At 63.9% G+C, this 17,190-nt stretch carries 15 protein-coding genes; 5 read left to right on the top strand and 10 right to left on the bottom strand.

Going from position 1 to position 17,190, the window contains the following annotated elements; translation table 11 throughout:
- Window positions 1-50 precede the first annotated feature (50 nt).
- Window positions 51-794, bottom strand: a complete 744-nt coding sequence (locus AC0MRV_RS02255) for a response regulator transcription factor (RefSeq protein ID WP_472762798.1) — start codon at window positions 792-794, stop codon at window positions 51-53.
- A gap of 145 nt (window positions 795-939) precedes the next feature.
- On the opposite strand from AC0MRV_RS02255, the gene AC0MRV_RS02250 reads away from it, so the two are divergent.
- On the top strand, window positions 940-1,170 hold the full coding sequence (locus AC0MRV_RS02250) for a YgaP family membrane protein (RefSeq protein WP_472762797.1): 231 nt from the start codon (window positions 940-942) through the stop codon (window positions 1,168-1,170).
- On the opposite strand, the gene AC0MRV_RS02245 is transcribed toward AC0MRV_RS02250, so the two are convergent.
- Both AC0MRV_RS02245 and asnS read right to left on the bottom strand, forming a co-directional pair.
- Complete coding sequence (locus tag AC0MRV_RS02245; protein WP_472762796.1) at window positions 1,164-2,771, bottom strand: TIR domain-containing protein; 1,608 nt, start codon at window positions 2,769-2,771, stop codon at window positions 1,164-1,166. The two genes, AC0MRV_RS02250 and AC0MRV_RS02245, sit on opposite strands and share 7 nt — an antisense overlap.
- Window positions 2,772-3,005: 234 nt before the next feature.
- Entirely contained in the window at window positions 3,006-4,397 is a 1,392-nt protein-coding gene (gene asnS / locus AC0MRV_RS02240) for an asparagine--tRNA ligase (protein ID WP_472762795.1), read from the bottom strand.
- 119 nt (window positions 4,398-4,516) lie between these two features.
- Here asnS and AC0MRV_RS02235 point away from each other — a divergent pair, with 119 nt between their 5' ends.
- Window positions 4,517-5,677, top strand: a complete 1,161-nt coding sequence (locus AC0MRV_RS02235; RefSeq protein WP_472762794.1) for an iron-containing alcohol dehydrogenase — start codon at window positions 4,517-4,519, stop codon at window positions 5,675-5,677.
- Between the two features lie 57 nt (window positions 5,678-5,734).
- Here AC0MRV_RS02235 and AC0MRV_RS02230 read toward each other — a convergent pair whose 3' ends face one another.
- Both AC0MRV_RS02230 and AC0MRV_RS02225 read right to left on the bottom strand, forming a co-directional pair.
- On the bottom strand, window positions 5,735-7,006 hold the full coding sequence (locus AC0MRV_RS02230) for a hypothetical protein (RefSeq protein ID WP_472762793.1): 1,272 nt from the start codon (window positions 7,004-7,006) through the stop codon (window positions 5,735-5,737).
- Between the two features lie 230 nt (window positions 7,007-7,236).
- Window positions 7,237-8,694, bottom strand: a complete 1,458-nt coding sequence (locus AC0MRV_RS02225; protein ID WP_472762792.1) for a hypothetical protein — start codon at window positions 8,692-8,694, stop codon at window positions 7,237-7,239.
- Window positions 8,695-8,836: 142 nt separating this feature from the next.
- On the opposite strand from AC0MRV_RS02225, the gene rarD reads away from it, so the two are divergent.
- Window positions 8,837-9,793, top strand: a complete 957-nt coding sequence (gene rarD / locus AC0MRV_RS02220) for an EamA family transporter RarD (protein ID WP_472762791.1) — start codon at window positions 8,837-8,839, stop codon at window positions 9,791-9,793.
- Here rarD and AC0MRV_RS02215 read toward each other — a convergent pair.
- The 3 genes from AC0MRV_RS02215 to AC0MRV_RS02205 form a co-directional block, all read right to left on the bottom strand.
- Window positions 9,768-10,241: an FKBP-type peptidyl-prolyl cis-trans isomerase gene (locus AC0MRV_RS02215; protein WP_472762790.1), complete on the bottom strand. Its 474-nt coding sequence runs from the start codon at window positions 10,239-10,241 to the stop codon at window positions 9,768-9,770. The genes rarD and AC0MRV_RS02215 overlap by 26 nt on opposite strands.
- A gap of 43 nt (window positions 10,242-10,284) precedes the next feature.
- Entirely contained in the window at window positions 10,285-10,851 is a 567-nt protein-coding gene (locus tag AC0MRV_RS02210; protein WP_472762789.1) for a uracil-DNA glycosylase family protein, read from the bottom strand.
- A 193-nt stretch (window positions 10,852-11,044) separates the two neighbouring features.
- The gene (locus tag AC0MRV_RS02205; protein ID WP_472762788.1) at window positions 11,045-11,470 is read right to left on the bottom strand and encodes an RNA recognition motif domain-containing protein; all 426 of its coding nucleotides are present in this window, start codon (window positions 11,468-11,470) and stop codon (window positions 11,045-11,047) included.
- Window positions 11,471-11,741: 271 nt separating this feature from the next.
- Between AC0MRV_RS02205 and AC0MRV_RS02200 the strand changes: the two genes are divergently transcribed.
- Window positions 11,742-12,044, top strand: coding sequence for a hypothetical protein (locus tag AC0MRV_RS02200; RefSeq protein ID WP_472762787.1), 303 nt, complete (start codon window positions 11,742-11,744; stop codon window positions 12,042-12,044).
- A 124-nt stretch (window positions 12,045-12,168) separates the two neighbouring features.
- Complete coding sequence (locus AC0MRV_RS02195; protein ID WP_472762786.1) at window positions 12,169-12,807, top strand: response regulator; 639 nt, start codon at window positions 12,169-12,171, stop codon at window positions 12,805-12,807.
- Between the two features lie 5 nt (window positions 12,808-12,812).
- Here the strand turns inward: AC0MRV_RS02195 and AC0MRV_RS02190 are convergent, their stop codons facing one another.
- Window positions 12,813-14,834 carry a sensor histidine kinase gene (locus AC0MRV_RS02190; protein WP_472762785.1) on the bottom strand — a complete coding sequence of 674 codons (2,022 nt, stop codon included), beginning with the start codon at window positions 14,832-14,834 and terminating at the stop codon, window positions 12,813-12,815.
- 220 nt (window positions 14,835-15,054) lie between these two features.
- Window positions 15,055-17,064 (bottom strand): ATP-binding protein, encoded by a 2,010-nt coding sequence (locus AC0MRV_RS02185; protein WP_472762784.1) that lies wholly within the window; start codon window positions 17,062-17,064, stop codon window positions 15,055-15,057.
- Between the last annotated feature and the right edge of the window lie 126 nt (window positions 17,065-17,190).

Genomic DNA, 17,190 nt, shown 5'->3' with positions numbered 1-17,190 from the left:
GCCGTGGCGCGCGTCACTTTACCCCGGCTTAACACTTTCGCCGCCATAGATCAGGTGGCGTCCGCCGGATCGATCATCATGTAACCCGCCGAACGCAGCGTGCGGATGTAGCGTGGCGCTTTCGCGTCGTCGCCCAGTTTTTTGCGTAAGGATGAGATGTGCACGTCGATCGAGCGATCAAACACGTCGTAGTTCCGCTCGCGCACTTCATCGAGCAAAGCCTCCCGACTCTTCACCCGGCCCTTGGCGCGAGCCAGACTGAGCAGCAGATCAAACTCCACCGGCGTGAGTTCGAGCACGGCGTCGCCGCGCACGGCCTTGCGTGCCTCCGGTCGCACCCGCAGGTCACCGACCACGACTTCCTTCGCCGGCGCGATGGTCGCCTCCTCCGCCGCGACCGCCCGGCGCAATACGGCCCGCAAGCGCGCCAACAGTTCGCGAGTCGAAAAGGTCTTCGGCACGTAGTCGTCCGCCCCGACCTCCAAACCGACGATGCGGTCCATCTCGTCTCCGCGCGCCGTGAGCATCAGCACCGGCACCTGGCTGCGTTGACGAATGCGTTTGAGCACTTCGAACCCGTCCATACCCGGTAACATCACGTCGAGCAGCACGGCATCCCAGGCCGCACCCGATTCGATCGCGCGCTCCACGCCGCTGGGTCCATCGTGCACCGCCGTGACCGCGAAACCCAGCGGAGCGAGGTAATCCCCGACCAACCGACACATCTTGCGATCGTCATCGATCATCAACAGACGCGTCGCCGCGCCGCCCGGAGGGGTGTCGGGAAAAGTCACACGCAAGCCTCTGCACCGCGCTCCGCCCGGCTGCAACCCTTTCGCACGGCGGCACTGCTTTCAATTTCCACGCAACGAAGGCCAAGCGCTGCGCGGCGGCAAATCCCGGACGGCTGTATATTGTGGTTCAACCCCCTCCCCAATCATGAAGAAGAACGTAGGATCATTTGATGCCGGGGCCCGGTTCGTCCTTGGCTGCGTCGTGCTGTTCCTCGGCGTGCAATCCATCGGCTGGTGGGGCCTGCTCGGGTTCCTGCTATGGCTGACCGGCGGACTCAGTTTCTGCCCACTTTACTGTCTCCTGCGCATCGACACCGCCGCGTGGGAAGCACGCTGGGAAGACCGCCACCCGCACCCGCCACCGCACCTTCATTGAGCCCCGCCCCCAGCCCGCTCACGCCCACGTTCCCGCGCCGCCATCGCCTCCCGCCACGCCGCAAAACGTCGGTCGTAGCGCAGCCAATCGCGCACGCCCGTCCAGCGCTCCTTGCCCTCGCGGAAACGCGCAACGACTTCGTTCATCACCGCCGCATAGTCGCCCAAGGTCGCCCAGACGATCAGGTGCTCACGCTGCGGCCCCAGCTTCCGCCCGATCACGGAATCATCAAACTCCTGCAAGGCCGCCAACGCGCCCACCTCCTGGCCCAATAATACGCGCACCTGCGCCTCGACCAACGCCAGGCGCGGATCATCCGGCTGCGCCTTTCGCCGCGCCAGCACCTCATCCAAGGCACGCAACCACAACACCTCCGCCCGCGATCGCCCAGCCGTGCCCTCCAGCCCCTTGTCTCCCGCCTCGGCCGCCCAACAAAGCCCCAACAACAATGCGGTGGGACCGGTGAATTCTTCGGACTCGATCCACCCCTCGACCGTAGAATCCAACTCCGCGCGAGCAACTGCCGGCTGGCCTGACCACAAGGCCGTCAAAACCTCGCGCACCACCGCGGCAGGCGGATTGTCCGGCAACGTCTCGGGCCCAGGGGCACCAGATGAAGCCACCGCGCCCACAACCATCGGCGCACCCGGCGCCGAATCCGCCCAAAGTTCCTCGGCCACATCATCCGGCAATCGCCGCGCCATCTGACTCGCTCGCATCACCGGCGGCTGCGGGAGCCAGTCCGACGCACGCCCACCGGCGACCGGCGGAGGCGGCGCCGACCCCACCGCGCCAAGTGCCCTGGTGGAGTTCGTGTCATGGTATATTGAATACGCTGATGTCGCGTCCGCAGCCGCTTCTCGCCCCGAGGATGCGGCGGCCACCGGCACGGCGTTCGATGAGGGTGCCGTCCCCGCCGAAGCCGCCGGCGACCGCGGTTTCCCGGGGAGCCGCTCCACCGGCACGACCGGCACCGCCAGGTCTGCCGTGGACTCGGACACTGTCGCCGTCGCGGGGCTTCGTCGCACCTGATACACGACCGCCCCTCCAGCCGTTACCACGACAGTCAGAATCCATACGACCCGCAGTCGTCGAACCCACGGCGGCAGGCGCTTGATCCAGGCTCGCACGACGGATCGGGCCAGCGCCTCGGCCTGCGCCTGTTGCTCCGCCTGCGCCGCTGCTTGCGCGGCCGTCCGGCGTTCCAGCATCGCCTCCACCCGCGCAACGAGCGGACTGGTCGAGCCCCACACTTCAAATCGCAACCACGGCCGCCCGCGAAAGATCGGCGGCACCCGCGCCTCACGATTGGCGGTATTGTCGACCACCACTGGCAGGAGAAACGTGGTGTCGTCGGCCATCGCTTCGGCGCGTTGTGCGGCCCGTTGCCACTCGTTGCGAAAGCGACCCGCGGCCTGCGTCTGGGTGTTGTCCGAAACGATGGGCAAAAACAGGTCGCAGCCATCGACCGCGGCAGCACCGCCCTCGGAGCTCAGCACCACCTCGATGCCGGCTTCGCGCAAGGCCGCGGCCACGCGCAAGGCCGCCGCCTCGTCGCGCGGCTCGAAGCTGATGCAAACCGTCGGCTTGTCTTCTACCACTCACCCCTCATCGGCTCACCTCGCGCCAACTGAAGCCAAGCCCCCGCCCGCCCTCGACCCGAAGGCCTTCCCGCAAGGTTCGTAATACGAACTTTGCATACTCAACCCTCTGATGATCAACCTCCCAAATCTCCAATGTTCGTATTACGAACATTGCGGCATGAGGGAGCCGTCACTGAGGTGGAGGTTTTCGTGGCGGACGGAGAGCGCTGAGGTGAAAGGAGCGGGTCAGGGTCAGAATGCCGCGTTGCCGGGAGTGCGGGCGAAGGGGATGACGTCACGAATGTTGGCCATGCCGGTGACGAACATGAGCATGCGCTCGAAGCCCAGGCCAAAACCGCTGTGCGGCACGGTGCCGTGGCGGCGAAGGTCGAGATACCAGCTGTAGTCGTCCTTGTTCAGGCCGTGGTGATCCATGTTGGCCGTCAGCACATCGAGACGTTCCTCGCGCTGACTGCCGCCGACGATCTCACCGATGCCCGGCACAAGCACGTCCATGGCCGTGACGGTTTTGCCGTCATCGTTCAGGCGCATGTAGAAGGGTTTAATTTCCTTCGGGTAATTGTAGACCGTAACCGGGCACTTGAAGTGTTCCTCGGCGAGGTAGCGTTCGTGCTCCGACTGCAGGTTGTCGCCCCATACCACCGGGTGCTCCCACTCTTTGCCGCTGGCGGTGAGGATGTCCATCGCCTCGGTGTAGCTCACGCGCTGGAACGGTCGCTCCAACACGAAGTCGAGCCGCTCAAGCAGCCCTTTGTCGACGAACTTGCCGAAGATCTCGAGGTCACCCGCGCAATGCTCGCGAATGTCGCGGATGAGATATTTCACAAAATCCTCGGCGACATCCATGTTCCCGACCAGGTCGACGAAGGCCATCTCGGGCTCGATCATCCAAAACTCGCTGGCGTGGCGCGATGTATTTGAATTTTCAGCACGGAAGGTCGGGCCGAAGGTGTAGACCTTGCCCAAGGCGCAGGCGAAAACCTCAGCCTCGAGCTGGCCCGACACCGTGAGGTAGGTCGGCCGGGCGAAAAAGTCCTGCTCGTAATCTACGCCCCCCTCCTCGGTCTTCGGCGGATTCACCGGATCGAGCGTGCTCACGCGAAACAGTTCGCCGGCGCCCTCGCAGTCGCTGCCGGTGATAATGGGCGTGTGCACATAGACGTAGCCGCGCTCCTGGAAGTATTGGTGCACCGCATACGCCAGACGGCTGCGCACTCGGAAGACGGCGCCAAATAGATTGGCCCGCGGCCGCAGGTGAGCGATCTCGCGCAGAAACTCCATCGAGTGCCCCTTCTTTTGCAGCGGATAGTTTTCGCCCGCCGTGCCGACCAGCGTCACTTCCCTCGCCTTCACCTCCCAGGCTTGGCCGGCGCCTTTGGATTCCACCAATTCGCCCACCACGCTCACCGACGCGCCGGTGGCGATCTTCGGCACCACCTCGGCATAGCCCGGGATGGACGCATCGGCGATCACCTGCAGGTTCTTCAGGCAGGAGCCGTCGTTGAGTTCGATGAAGGAGAACGTCTTGGCGTCACGACGCGTGCGGACCCAGCCCTGCACGAGAATCGTCTCGGCTGGACCGGTCGCGGCCAGGGCGTCTTTGACGGAAGTGGGTTTTTGCATGGCGCGAGCAAAGGCATCCGTGCGGTCGGCGCCAAATCGAATTGTAGTCCGGCTATTGAACGGAAATCCCAGCGCCATTTGCAGCGGGACGGCCCGCGTGTTCCGTTTCCTTTCTCACCATGGATAACTTCACCTTCCACAACCCGACTCGCATCCATTTCGGCGCCGGCCAAATCGCCCGCATCGCCGACGAACTGCCCGCAGACGCCAAGGTTTTGCTCCTGGCCGGCGGTGGTTCCATCAAGGCCAACGGAGTCTACGACCAAGTCAAAGCCGCCCTCGGCAACCGCACCGTGCACGAGCACTGGGGCGTCGAGGCCAACCCCGATTTCGACACCCTCATGCCCGCCGTCGAACTCTGCCAAAAAGAGGGCGTCAACTGGGTCCTCGCGGTCGGCGGAGGTTCGGTCCTCGACGGCGCCAAATTCATCTGCGCGGCCGTGCCCTACGCGGGCGACGACCCTTGGCAGATCCTCGTCGACGCCGGCGCCTCGGTGCAGAGCGCCCTCCCGCTCGGCACCGTCCTCACCCTGCCGGCCACCGGTTCCGAGGCCAACATGGCCTCGGTCATCAGTCGCCGCGCGATCCAAGAGAAACTGCACTTCCTCTCTCCGCACGTCTTCCCGGTCTTTTCGGTGCTCGATCCGGAGACGACGTTGAGCCTGCCCCAGCGACAAGTGGCCAACGGCATCGGCGACGCCCTCTGTCACGTGCTCGAGCAATACCTCACCTACCCGGCCAACGCCGCCGTGCAGGACCAGTTTGCCGAGAGTGTGCTGCGCGTCCTCATCACCGAGGGTAAAAAATCCTACGACAACCCGACCGACACCGACGCCCGCGCCAACCTCGTCTGGGCGGCCACCTGCGCGCTCAACGGCTTCATCGGCGCCGGCGTGCCGCAGGATTGGGCGACGCACACGATCGGTCACGAACTCACCGCGCTGCACGGCATCGACCATGCCCGCACCCTCGCGATCGTGCTCCCCTCCCTCCTGGCCGCCCAGCAGCCGACCAAGCTGGCGAAACTCGTGCAATACGCCGAACGCGTTTGGGGCATCACCACCGGCTCCGACGATGACCGCGCCGCCGCGGCCATCGCGAAAACCCGCGAGTTTTATGAGTCGATCGGCATCGCTACTCGACTTTCGGCTTACGACGTCGACGCCGAGGTCGCACCCAAAGTCGCCCAACGTCTCGCCGCCCGTGGCCTCACCGGCATCGGCGAACACGGTGACCTCACGCCCGAGCGCATCGAGGCGTTGCTCCGCGCCGCGGCCTGACTTGGAAAACAAAAAAGGGGCGGACTACGAGTCCGCCCCTTTTTTTGCGCCAGCGTTTCAGTAACGCTTGGCCAGAACCGCCCCGCTGGAATCCTCGAAATAGAGGAGGCGGTCGGTCTCACCGATGTGGCTGAAATGGATGCCAAGGCGGTGGTCGACCGTCATGCCCGGACGCACCAGGCGCCCGCCCACGAAAGCACGCGGATCGCTGCCCACCCGCACTCCGCTCACGGAAATGCGACTGACCCAGGCCCGAAACTCAGGCGAGGCCTGCTTGTTGGAGAGCTCCGGAGCGGCGATCGCCACGCTCACCGTGCCCTGCGCGGACGACCCGTTCTCGCGGCCAACAGTCGACATCGGTCCGGTAAAATTGGTGAGGGCCTGCTCGGCTTGGCTGCGGTTGTCGGTCGCCCCCGGCACAGCCGTGCCCCCGACGGGACCATCGGAAAATGCCAGTTTGACCTTGGGCTCGGGCTTGGCCGCGGCCGGCGCGGCTTGGGCGGCCATCTGCGCTTCGATATTGTCCAAGGAGGCCTGGATGTCGTCGAGATTGCTCGGGTTGTCGGCGATGGCATTGGCCATGTGCACGTTCTGGTCGTGGGCCGCGATCGAGTCCTTGGCCTGTTGGAGCATGATGCCCACACGAGATTTGGGACCATCGACTGCGTCACCGCCCGCCAGTCCGGCAGCACCATTTGCCCCGGCCGCGCCACCCGAAGATCCCGGAGCGCCGCTCGGACCATAATAGGCAGCCAACTCTTCCGCCGACATTTCGCCGAAGAACTGCTTGTAACCGTAGTAGCCACCGTAGAGCACCATCGCGGCCGGCATGAGTTTCACCAGCAGCATGATGATCTTGAGAATCGGACCACGGTCGCGACGGCGTCCACTCGAGTAGGAGGGCGCCTTGTTATACCAAGCGTCCTTGTCGTCGTCAGTCGCGGTGGGGGATTGCGCCGCAGCCGCGCCAAATGGAGCCGCAGTCTGGCCCATCGGCGGTGTCGTGCCAAAGGGAGAAGCCGATTGCCCCATCGGCGGATTCGATTGCCCGGTGCCAAAAGGCGCTTGGGTGAATCCGACGGTCGAAGGCATTTCCGACGGAGCAAAAGGGGTGAAGGCGTCGTGCCCCTGCACGTAGCAGGGACCCGAGTCCAAGCTCGCCCCCGGCGCAGGCTCGGAAACCATCCAAGGCGGTCGCGTGGTGTAGGCGATCGGTCCTTCCGCAAAGGGCGCCCCGGAATCAGGACTGGAAGAAGAAGAGGCTTCCGTCGGCGCTTCATCATCGGCTGCACCGAAGGCAAAGGGGGCGGAGGTAACCGAAGTGGACACCGACGGGGGTAAATACCCCCCTGGCCCCTGGAGTATACGCGGCGATTGGCCACCCGGCGACAATGGTGCTCCGGAACCATGCTGAGGGCGTGGGAAATCGCTCATACGCCCTATTTGGTTCTGTAATGCCCATTTGCGCGATCACATTTCTTTAACGAAATCTACGCACCTGAGGGGAGCATCACCGCCTATATAGGGCGAACTCCCCAGACGGCCAAACAGGAGAAAAACTAATACTTCTTGCCGACCACGGCCCCAGTATCATCCCTGAAAATCAACAGGTTACGCACCGGATCAACCCCATCGAACACGATCCCTAGCTGGGCGTCGATGGTGTCACCCTTGCGCACCAGAATGCCGTTGATGAACGCGCGGGGGCTGTCGCCTTCGCGCACTCCGGAAATTCGCGCCTCGCTCACCCAGGTCATGAACTCGGGGGTCGGATCGATCGCGGCCGGCGCCGTCGGCACCGGGGTCTCGGCGATCATCACCTTCGGCGTGTTTTGCGACGGAGCGGCAGCTTGGGCCGAAGCGTCGGCTGCTTCAACGACCGCCGCCGCGGTTTCGTCGTGCGCCTCGGCTGCCTGCCGGGCGCGGTCCACGAGTTGTCCGGCCGTGGATTGCGGGCCGGCGGCGGAAGCGGCGGCGGCCGGTGCCGGCGTGGGAGCAGCCGGGGTTTCCGCCACCGGGGTGGGTTCGTCACCCGCCCCAAAGAACATCTGGTAGCCAATCCAACCGCCGTAACCGACGCCGCCCAACACGAGCAAGACGATGAAAATGACCGCGAGTTTGAACTTCAGGCTGTGCTCGAGACGTTTGGCCGCCGGCGCGTCGTCATCGTCATCATCCAAAGCCGCGCCGGGCACCGGGGGAGGCAGCGGCGCGCCCATACCGGGGGGCGGAGGGAAGTCGCTCCCGCCTGCGGCGCCCGGCGGCGGCGGGGGAGGCGGACTCGCGCTGGCACCCTGCATTTGCATGAAGGGCGGCATCGTGGAGGAAGCCTCACTGAGATTGGACTCGATGGCGGTCACCTCGGGGGCAGGTATCGGCGGCCGCGACATGCTGATCGGTCGCGGTGCGGCCGAAGCCGGCGATGGCGCCGCATCGTCGGACGCTTCGCCGCCCTCGGGGGCGTTCTCGGCGGGCTTGTTGGCCCAGGAGAGCTTCAGTTTGGGTTTCTCGGGCTTCGCCGGCGGGAGATCAATCGGCGGCATCGACGAACCTTCAGCGGGCGCCGCGGGTGCGTCTGTTGGTGGAGCCGGGGTGCCGGCGGGCGCCGACGGTTCGGGGTCACCATCTGCCTTGAGGTTAAGCTTGGGTTTGGCTTTGGGCGCCTCTGCCTTGGGTTCCGCCGGCGGTGGGGCGCTCGGCGCTGGCTGGGGCGCAGGCTCCTCCTTGTTATCCAGCTTGAGCGAAAGCCGGGGTTTGCTGCGGGCCTTCGCTTCGTCGGCCGCCGGCGCGGAGGCGGGCGCGGACGTTTCTTTCGCCGGAGGCGGAGGCGTCGGCTCGGCCGGCGCAGACTTCGGGCGCAGGGAGAGCTTGGGTGTTTCCGCCGCAGTCTCGCCGTTCTTGTCACCGGTTTGAGCGGGCGCGGGCGCGCTGCCGGCCGACTCCGCGGGAGGAGATTCGGCAGCGGGCTTTTTCCGAGGGCGCAGACGCAAGGCTGGCGGCTCAGGCTCGTCGCTCATGAGGGCCCATCTGAGGGAGACTGCCGCTCGGTTGCGATTAATTTTTTACGCATCGACGGCCCACACAGCGCTACCTTCGCGGCTACGGTTCAGCCGGCGGAGTCATTGACCGTTATCATCCGTCCACGAACGCTCGCCCGCCTTGAACCGCTCCCCATCGCCCGCCGCCGCCCCCGCGCCGACCACGCCCCCGACGGTCGGCGGTCTGGCCGCATTTACCAGCTACCTGCTCTGGGGCGTGCTGCCGATCTACTGGAAACAGCTCGGCGACCAGTCTGCGCTGGAGCTCACCGCTCATCGCATGGCGTGGACGCTGGCGTGGGTGGTCGGCTTTCAAGTGCTGCGTGGGCACGGTCGGGCGTTGCTCGAGACCTGGCGCGATCCCGCCAACCGCCGGGCTCACGCGATCAACGCATGCCTGCTCTCGGGCAACTGGGGCTTCTACGTGTGGGCAATCGGCCACGACCGCATCATCGAGGCGAGTCTCGGCTACTTTTTAGTGCCCTTGTTCAATGTGACGCTCGGCCGCGTGGTCTTCGGCGAAACCCTTTCGCGATTGCAAAAAATCGCGGTCACTCTGGCCGCTGCCGGGGTCGGCGTAATGATCCTCCAGGTTGGCGTGGTCCCGTGGATTGCGCTCGGACTCGCGGGAACCTGGGCGGGTTATGGTTTGGTGCGAAAGCGATCCCACGCCAGCGCCCTCAACGGACTCGTGCTCGAAACCAGTTTCGCCGCGCCCCTTGCAATCGGCTGCATGATCTGGTTGGCGCAACACGAGGATACCGGCTTCGGTCGGGCCGATACGGTAACGACCGTGCTCTACATCGGCACCGGGCTGATCAGCATGGTGCCACTCGTGCTCTTCGGCGTCGGCGCCCGCCGCCTGCGTCTCACCACGCTCGGCCTCCTCCAATACATTGCCCCAACCTGCCAGTTCCTGATCGGCTGGCTGGTTTATCGCGAACCCTTCAGCGCATCGCAGGCCGGCGCCTTCGCGCTCATCTGGAGTGGCCTGGCGTGCTACAGCTTCGATTCGTGGCGCGCGCGCCGAATGCGACCGGCCGCGGTCGCGGTCACTGCGGCACCTGGCGCGGAGTGATCTTGAGCAACTCCACTTCGAAGACGAGAGTCGCCATGCGCGGAATATCCGGCGAGCGACCCCGGGTGCCATAACCCAACTCGTAGGGCACAATGAGCAGGCGTTTTTCGCCCTCACGCATCATGAGCAGCCCGTATTCCCAACCGTCGATGACCTGGCCACGATCGAGTTGAAACTTGAAAGGCTCTGCCGGATTCTGGCGCTCGTCGAAAACGGTGCCATCGAGCAGCATGCCCCGGTAGAGCACCGCGACATGTTCGCCCCGCTCCGGTTGCCGCCCCGTGCCTTGCCGCAGCAACTCGGTCCACAAGCCGGTCGAGGTCCGCTCGGCTTGGGGGAACTTCTCTTCAACAATCATCAGGTCGCGCGGCGGCAGCTTCTCGCGCTGCGCATGCGCGGCGGAAACGAGGAGAACCGAGGTCACGATCAGAAACAGGATTCGACGCATGCCGCGAAGCTAGGACAGTTCCGGTGACCGGCGGAAGTCCCATTTACAGCTCTTCACCAACCGACCGCGCCTCCGCCGCGGCGATCGCCGGGTGGGCCGCCATCAGGTCCAGGGCCTTTTGCAGCAGGGTTTGCCCAGGTTCGGTGCGATGCCAGGTCGAGGCTCCGGACGGATGAGGCAGCGGAATGAAGTCCGCCTGATGCCCGCGGTAGCGGAGCACATGGGTCCGCCCCACCACCTCAGCCAACGCAGTCGCCGGCAGGAACTGTTGGATTGCCAGTTTGCCCACCGGCAGCACGAGGGTCGGCCGCAGCAGCGCAAACTCAGCCGCCAGCCAGGCGGAGCACCGCTCGATCTCGTCCGGGTCGGGCACGCGGTCGCCGCCCTTGGGACGCTTGCCGGGAAAGCAGCGGCAGACGGCGGCAAAGTAGACCCGATCCCGCACCTGCTCCTCACTCCAGCCCAGCGCGGCATGCAACCACTTGAAAAGCGTCTTGCCGGCCGTCCAAGCGAAGGGACGTTGCAACTGGGGCTCCTTGTCGCCCGGTGCCTGCCCCACCAACAGCACCCGGCTGGTGGTCGCCCGCCCGACGACGGCCGGACGATGCATGGCGGGACATCGCGTGCAGGCCCGCACTTTCGCCAGATGGCGGGCCACCTCCGCGGCGGACGCAACCGGCGCATGGGAAATACGGCTATCCATCAAACCACTACTTGCCTCAAACGAGGCCGAGGCGAGCGCACAAAAAAACGGAGCCCGTTACGGGGCTCCGTTGGAAAGGTTGCCGAGAGGCAGTTGACGCTTAGTAGCGGCTCTCGCTGTCGCGACGGTCGCCGCGATAGCCGCCACCGCCACGACGGTCGCCGTAGCCACCGCCACCACGACGGTCGCCGCCGCCGAAGCCGCCACGACCACCGCCACCGAAACCGCCGCGACCACCGCCGCCGCCACCGAAGCCACCGCCACGCGGACGGTCTTCCTTCGGACGGGCCTCGTTCACGGTCAGCGCGCGACCGCCGAAGTCACGACCATTCATACCTTCGGCGGCCTTGGCGGCCTCCTCGTCGGTAGCCATGGTCACGAAGGCGAAGCCGCGCGGACGGCCGGTCATTTTGTCGAGGGCGACATACACGTCGGTCACGGAACCGAATTCGGAGAACGCGTCGCGCAGTTCATCCTCGGTGGTCTTGAAGGACATGTTGCCCACGTAGAGTTTGGAAGAGCTCATGATGTTGATGATTTTCGTCGATACCCCGTCTGCCTGCAGTCCGTTCCCGACCATCGGGTTTCAAATCATCACCAGAGCCTGTCTCCACTTGACGATCCACCAGTTCCTGTTGCCTAACGTCTTTCCAACGAACGCGCCGAGCACAGACCTGCTTTTTGCAAACGCAACAACAATTCACGACGTGACAGGGGACGGGCGCCACAGGGTAAATCCCCCATATTTTTGGCGAAACCGGATTGCATCGGCACAAAAAACGCTAACTTTAGAGGCGATGAGCGAAATGGGTAAATCTACGCCGGCCTTCCGGGTTCTTCAGTTCACCCTGCAACGCGACGCCGCCGGCAATCCCGCCCAAGACCGCCGCGACCTCGGCCGCTTCGACGAGATTGTCGACGCCTTCAACTCCGCCCGCCTCGCCGCCCTGCAAACCTACACCCGCATGCTGCGCACGCCCGACGGCAAGGCCGGTATCCTGCGCTTCATCGACACCGAATGGGGCTACGACATCCGTCGCGAGGGTTTGGTCGTGGAACGGTTTTGGGTGCACGATCGCGAAGCCGCCGTGTTGGTTTAGGCCACCTTTTCCGACTGGTAAGAACTGATCATTTTTCAGAGGAGCGCCGCGCGCTGCGGCGCTTTTTTTTTTGCCGGAACAACAAGGGGTTGAGAGGCTCTATAAGCGCTCCCCGCTTCTCCTTATGGCCCGACTTGCGATCGTCGAAGACCAATCCCTGCTTTTGTCGCTGCTGCGCGACCTCTGTGAACGATCTTTTGGCCACAAGGTGGTCATCACCGCATCTTCACGCGCTGAGCTTCTTGCGGTCCTGCCCAATCCGCAGGTCGAGGTGATTTTGCTGGACCTCAACCTGCCCGATGCGAACGGCATCGAGTTGGCCCGCGAGGTTCAGCCTCTGATGCCGCAAGCGCGCATCATTGCGGTCTCCGGCGAGACCACACCCTACATGCTTCACCAGGCCATCGAAGCGCGCATCCATGGCTTCGTGGACAAGGACTCCGAACCCCAAATCCTGCGCAAAGCGATCGAGACCGTTGCCGGCGGGGAACCCTACTTCAGCGAATTCGTGACCGAAGCCAGCCGGCGGCAATTGAGCGCCAGTGATTCCTTCGTCAAAGTGCTCAGCCAGACCGAAGTCACGTTGATGCCCTTGTTCGGCCAGGGACTGCACAATGAAGTGATCGCTCGCCAACGTGGACTCAGCGCCGCGACGGTGCAGACCCATCGCCGCAACATCATGGCAAAGCTCGGCCTCCACTCCTCCCTCGACCTCATGAACTACGCCATCAAATCCGGCTTTGTCATGGTGCGGGCAGGTTGAGCGGCTCAAACCGGGAAGGTCATCACAAACCGCGTGCCGTGCGGCACATTGGCCTCGTAGCGGATCTCCCCACCCTCTCGCGTGACGGCGTCCCAGGTCAGATAAAGACCCAGTCCGTCTCCATCGGGTTTACCTTGAGTCACAAACGGATCGAACAATCGATCCAACACCGCTGCCGGCAACCCTGGGCCCGTGTCCGAAACCTCAATGGTCACCGCAGCCTGCTCCCGGCGCGCACGAAAGGCCAAAGCACGATCGTCTTGCCCTCCCCCAACCTGAGCCATCGCTTCGATTGCGTTCATGCCGAGGTTGACGAGCGCCTGATAGAGCCGATTGCGGTTCACCCAAACTGCGAGCGACTCATCCTCCGTGACGCACGCCAACCTCACCCCCTGCTTGGCGGCAGACTCTTCCAGAAACGACCGCACCGCCGCAAACATCTCGCTTATCGCCAGATGCTCCCGCGGCCCCGGCGCCGGTTGCCCCAGTTTGGTCAGGCGGCGGGAGAACTCGCCCAACTTGCCGAGTTCGGTTTCCAATTTCCGCAAATAGGGACCGACCTCTCCCTCGCCCAGATTTCGATCCCCGATCCGGTGCGCCAGCAACCTCACCGCCACGAGGTGCTGCTTGAAATCGTGGCCGATGGAGGCGCCCAACCGCTCCAAGGCCTCAATGCGACCCAAGGCGCGGCCTCGTTGCCCCGCCTCGCGCGACTCGACCATCGAGCACAACGCGTCGACGAGTAACTGCAGATTCGCCACATCCTGATGGGAGTAATAGTCGCCGTTCGCCTTCTCCCCCAAAACGAGCAAGACCCGCACACCGGCCTGGTTGCGAGTGGAGACCACCGCAACCGTCCCGCCCAGTCGATCCAGGCTCAACCCTGCCAGCACCGCGTTGTTCTCCCTCCAAGTTCGAGCGATCGACTCTGCCGTGACCCATCGATGGCGTTCCAACATCACCGCCAAAGGGTCATCGACCCGCATCGTCAACTTATCCCCGACCCACCGACCGCCGTCGCGAACGAGGATACTCCCGTGTCGCGCACCAGTCCACTCCAGCAAAACATCCAACGCCTCGCTCACACCTCCGTCCGTGTGGCGACCGCGACGGCTGATCTCTTCGAATTGTTCCACCAACCGCCCTCCCATCTCCCACGCCTGTCGCTCCATCTGACGCCGACGGCCGAGGTAGACCGCCATCCACACCATAAACCCGACCAAAACCGCAACGTAGCGTGACGGGTTGCTTGGCCCGCCAATCGCGTCACCCAACTTCAACACCAAGTGAACCGCGCCCATCGCGAGCCCGATTCCCGCAGCCTGCACCAACACCTCCACCAAAACAACCCGTGCCTGAAACACGCGCCGCGTGAGCACCGCGAAAGCAAAAGCACCGACAATGGCCATCGCGACGACGGCATTGAGTAAGGGCAGTCCCGTCGGAGGCAACCACGGTCGCAGTAAGTAACGCAGGCCCAGCAGCACGAACATGAAACCACTGGCACCGCAAATAATCTGCCCCGTAAACCGGGCAGCTCCTTTCAATATCAATGCTGCCCGCAAGGTCATTCCCAGCACCAACAGTCCACCTAGGATCTGCAGGACACCATACGGATACCAAAGCACACCCCGCGACGGATTTTCCGCCGTCGAATCATACGGGATGAGCCACGGGCTGAAAACCGGCGCAGCATAAACCACCGCACCAACCCAGAACCAGCGCGTCCGCCGCACCAATGGAGCCCACGTCTCGTCAGGATACCGCAACGCCGCCAGCATCAGGGCAACGCAAGCCATCCCCATGAAATATATGGACATGAGCACCCTAATATAGATCACCGCCGTGTCCGCGTTGAAATAGACCCACGCCGTGGCGAATTGCCACACACCACACATCAGCGCGAAGAACGTCGCCGCTTGATTGATACCCCGTCGCGGATTCGCCCGATACAACACACCCGCAAGAACGAACGACACGGCCGCGGTGCCCAGGTAGACTAAGGTGATCCAGAGCGGAAAATCCATCGACCAGACGAAACCTCCCGGCCAAATCCGCCGTGCGCAAGTCTCGTTACCGCCAGGCGCCGCCCAGGCCACGGCACCAAGGTCACGTTTCCGGTTCATGTGATTCGCCAAACCGGCTCGGCCGTTCGCCGGCGCCAGTCACGACCAGGCACCGAGCTCAAACGGTCCTCACCAAGTCACCGAACACCAACTCCCTCGAGGTGCGGGCAGATCTTGTGGCTCAGTCCGGGAAGGTCATCACAAACCGCGTGCCGTGCGGCACATTGGCTTCGTGTCGAATCTCCCCACCCTCGCGCGTGACGGCGTCCCACGTCAGATAAAGACCCAGACCGTCACCGTCGGTTTTTCCCTCGGACACAAATGGATCGAAGAGATGCGCCAGCACCTCCGCGGACAATCCTGGTCCGTTATCCGCAACTTCGATGACAACCACGTTCGACTCTCGCCAGGCTCGCAGAGCCAGCCACCGCTCGCGCCCAAGATCACCCGAGTGATCAAAGGCCTCAATCGCGTTCATCGCGAGATTCACGAGCGCTTGATTCAGGCGCTCCCGGTTCACCCAAACCGTGATGCCGTCGTCGTCGACCACGCTCCGTAAACGCACCCCGCGCGCATTCGCCGTTTCTCCCAAGAAACCGACCACGGCCGCGAATGCCTCCTCGACCTTCAACCGACTTCGCCCACCCGGAGCGGGGCGCCCCAACTTGGTCAATCGCCGGGAAAACTCACCCAACTTGCGGAGTTCCCCTTCCAGCTTTCCCAAACTGGAAACGGTTTCGGCCTGCGTCAGACGACGATCGCCGATGCGATGGGCCAGCAAACGCACCGCCGCCACATGCTGCTTAAAATCGTGCCCGATCGACGCCCCCAACATCTCCAGCGCCTCAATTCGACCAAGCGCCCGTCCCCGTTGTCCGGCGACCCGTGAATCCACCAAGGTGCACACTTCGTCCACCAGCACCTGCAGGGCCATGATCTCCGGATACGTGAAATAATCACCGTTCGCTTTTTCTCCCAGCACCAGCAGCGCGCGTTGCCCTGCCCGCTGGCGAGCCGACATCACCGCCACCACGCCTCCCAACCGCTGCAGGCTGAGTCCCGCCAACACCGCGTTGGGATCCGACCCGCTCTGTGCAAACGACTCAGCGGTCGCCCACCGTTGATGCGCCAGTCGCACGGCCAAGGGATCATCGACCCGGAGACTGACCCCGTCACCGGCCCATTTTTCCCCGTCGTTGAGCAGAAGTTTGCCCTCCCGCGCACCGGTCCACTCCAACAAAACATCCAAGGCCTCTCTTACCCCACCATCTGCGTGGCGACCGCGCCCCCGAATCGCCTCAAACTGCTGGATGACTCGTGCCGTGAGCTCGGCGGTTTGCCCCTGCACTCGGCGGCGTTGCGCCCCGTAGTTCAGGGTCCAGATCATCATGGCCACACCGACCGCCAAATACGACGCTGCCCGAATTCCTTCACCGAAGTGCAACACCACAAAAGCCGCCGCCAGCGCCAGAGTGAGTCCGACCGCATGCACCAGGGTCTCCACCAAAACGAGCCGCGCGCGAAAGACCCGCCGCGTGAGCACCGCAAACGCAAACGTAGCGACCACCACTAGCCCCACGATCGCATGTGCCAGCACCAGACCCGACGGCGGCAGCCAAGGTCGCAGCAAGAATCGTAGACCGATCAAAACAAACAAAAGCCCAAAGACCCCGCATATGATCTGCGCGGTGAACCGAGCATTCCCCTTCAAAGATTTGGCCGCACGCACCGCCAGCACCAGCACAACAAAACCCATCACCACTTGAGAAACCCCGTAAGGCACCCACAACACCCCGCGCCGGGGCACCTCAAACGTCGACTCACGTGGAATCATCCAGGGACTAAAAACCGGCGCCGCGTAAACCAAGGCAAAGACCCACCACCAGCGGGTCCGCCACAACAAGGCCCTCCCCTTCTCTTCCGGAAACCTGAGCGCCGCCAACATGAGCACGATCGCACTCACCCCGGCACCGCGCATCGCGATGACCATCTTAATGTAGAACCCCGCAGTCACCGGGTGGAAAAACATTAAGCCGGTCGCAAATTGCCAAACCGCGCACAACCCGACGAAAAACGCCGCCGCCTGATTGATTCCACGCCCGGGGTTCGCCCGATACAGGACCGCCGAGAGCAACAGCGAGACCGCCGCCGTGCCGAAATATACCAACGAAACCCAGATCGGAAACTCCATGAAAGAGCAGCCAATCTCCGGCGACATACTTGCTCCGGCAAGCCCCGTTCCGTCCTCCCCCAACCGCTCGCGAGGAGCGTAGCCCGGCCCCGTCGGTTCGATTCGCCAAACCGGTGCCGCGGCTCA

The organism is Actomonas spartinae (genome assembly GCF_051209155.1).
Taxonomy (GTDB): Bacteria; Verrucomicrobiota; Verrucomicrobiia; order Opitutales; family Opitutaceae; genus Actomonas.
Note: the sequence above shows the minus strand (reverse complement) of the source record. Positions and strands in the feature narration are given on the sequence as shown.

Bases quoted from the DNA above. Each gene is read 5' to 3' on its own strand.
- AC0MRV_RS02225 (WP_472762792.1), bottom strand. From the start codon at position 8,694: ATGAGCGACGAGCCTGAGCCGCCAGCCTTGCGTCTGCGCCCTCGGAAA.
- AC0MRV_RS02235 (WP_472762794.1), top strand. From the start codon at position 4,517: ATGGATAACTTCACCTTCCACAACCCGACTCGCATCCATTTCGGCGCC.
- AC0MRV_RS02205 (WP_472762788.1), bottom strand. From the start codon at position 11,470: ATGAGCTCTTCCAAACTCTACGTGGGCAACATGTCCTTCAAGACCACC.
- AC0MRV_RS02185 (WP_472762784.1), bottom strand. From the start codon at position 17,064: ATGGAGTTTCCGATCTGGGTTTCGTTGGTATATTTCGGCACGGCGGCG.
- AC0MRV_RS02215 (WP_472762790.1), bottom strand. From the start codon at position 10,241: ATGCGTCGAATCCTGTTTCTGATCGTGACCTCGGTTCTCCTCGTTTCC.
- asnS (WP_472762795.1), bottom strand. From the start codon at position 4,397: ATGCAAAAACCCACTTCCGTCAAAGACGCCCTGGCCGCGACCGGTCCA.
- AC0MRV_RS02195 (WP_472762786.1), top strand. From the start codon at position 12,169: ATGGCCCGACTTGCGATCGTCGAAGACCAATCCCTGCTTTTGTCGCTG.
- AC0MRV_RS02200 (WP_472762787.1), top strand. From the start codon at position 11,742: ATGAGCGAAATGGGTAAATCTACGCCGGCCTTCCGGGTTCTTCAGTTC.
- AC0MRV_RS02210 (WP_472762789.1), bottom strand. From the start codon at position 10,851: ATGCATCGTCCGGCCGTCGTCGGGCGGGCGACCACCAGCCGGGTGCTG.
- AC0MRV_RS02250 (WP_472762797.1), top strand. From the start codon at position 940: ATGAAGAAGAACGTAGGATCATTTGATGCCGGGGCCCGGTTCGTCCTT.
- AC0MRV_RS02190 (WP_472762785.1), bottom strand. From the start codon at position 14,834: ATGGATTTTCCGCTCTGGATCACCTTAGTCTACCTGGGCACCGCGGCC.